Here is a 1,332-nt window from a genome sequence, read left to right as displayed (position 1 = left end):
TATGCTGCTCCCCAAAAAACGTACAACTTTTTGTGTGAATTTAAGATAGGATTAAAAACCTTAAATTAGCAGAATTATGTCAAGAACAAGAAGAGTATTTGGAAAAGATTTTAAAGCAAAAGTTGTTTTAGAAGCGTTAAGAGAGAAAGAAACGTTGGAGGTTTTAGCCAAGAAATATGAGCTTTTACCTACCCAAATTTCTAGTTGGAAGGCCGAAGCAATCAAAAATATATCGGCGGTTTTCAATCAGGAGAAAGAGATTGTGAAAAAAGAGGAAATCCCAACCGAAAAACTCTTTGCAAGAATCGGTCAATTGACTTTAGAGAATGATTTTCTAAAAAAAAAGTTGAGCTAATACCGATGACAGAACGACAGGAAATGATCGATTCTAAAGAAAAATTGAGTCTATCTAGACAATGTATATTGCTGAATATCAATCGTAATTGCTTATATTTTTCATCGAAACGAGAAAACATGGAAAATATGGCAATTATGGAACTACTGAAGAAGCAATACACCGCAACCCCTTTTTATGGGTACCGAAAGATGACTGTATGGCTCGAAAATTACGGTTTTGCTGTCAATGAAAAACGAGTTCGACGATTAATGAAATTGGTGAACTGGCAGACCATATACAGAGAACCACGCACTACAATGGCTATTAAAGAACATAAAAAATACCCTTATTTACTAAAAGGGTTAGAAATTACTAAAAAGAACCAGGTTTGGGCAACCGACATCACATACATCCCTATGAATAAAGGGTTTATGTATTTATGTGCGATAATTGATTTACGGACTCGCTATGTCTTGGGTTGGGATATAAGCAATACTATGACAGCCGAATGGTGTACAAGAGTTCTTCAAGAAGCGATTACTAAACACGGCAAGCCAGAAATATTTAATACCGATCAAGGAAGTCAATATACAAGTGAAACACACACTAATTTGCTGATTGATAATGATATAAAAATATCAATGGATGGAAAAGGACGAGCAATAGATAATATTTTTATCGAACGATTATGGCGATCAGTAAAATATGAAAACGTATATTTACAGGCTTATGAGTCTACTTTGGACTTGTATAATGGTCTGAAAAAATACTTTGAGTTTTATAACAACGAGCGTTTCCATCAATCGCTAGATTATCAAACACCAAGAGAAATGTATAGTAAAACAGAAGTGGCATAAAATCAGAATAACTTTTTTGACCAATGGCTTCGCCGGTCAAAAGTTATTTCCGATTTCAGCCTGGAAAATGGAAATGAAAACTTTAAAAAACTATCTTAAGTTTCTAAAAAAGTTGCATCGCGAATAGGTCGCAGCATA

The 1,332-nt window shown here is 34.3% G+C and carries 2 protein-coding genes; both read left to right on the top strand.

The annotated features are described in order from the left end of the window. Nucleotides 1–76: 76 nt before the first annotated feature. Nucleotides 77–355, top strand: coding sequence for a hypothetical protein (locus RCH18_RS16075; RefSeq protein ID WP_326937788.1), 279 nt, complete (start codon nt 77–79; stop codon nt 353–355). 5 nt (nt 356–360) lie between these two features. Continuing rightward, nucleotides 361–1,194 carry an IS3 family transposase gene (locus RCH18_RS16070; protein WP_326937787.1) on the top strand — a complete coding sequence of 278 codons (834 nt, stop codon included), beginning with the start codon at nt 361–363 and terminating at the stop codon, nt 1,192–1,194. The last annotated feature ends 138 nt before the right edge of the window (nt 1,195–1,332 follow it).

It is taken from the genome of Flavobacterium sp. PL11, assembly GCF_035985025.1.
GTDB lineage: Bacteria > Bacteroidota > Bacteroidia > Flavobacteriales > Flavobacteriaceae > Flavobacterium.
Note: the sequence above shows the minus strand (reverse complement) of the source record. Positions and strands in the feature narration are given on the sequence as shown.

What these genes read in the sequence shown, in the direction of transcription:
- RCH18_RS16075 (WP_326937788.1), top strand. Translation starts at nt 77, where the DNA reads ATGTCAAGAACAAGAAGAGTATTTGGAAAAGATTTTAAAGCAAAAGTT.
- RCH18_RS16070 (WP_326937787.1), top strand. Translation starts at nt 361, where the DNA reads ATGACAGAACGACAGGAAATGATCGATTCTAAAGAAAAATTGAGTCTA.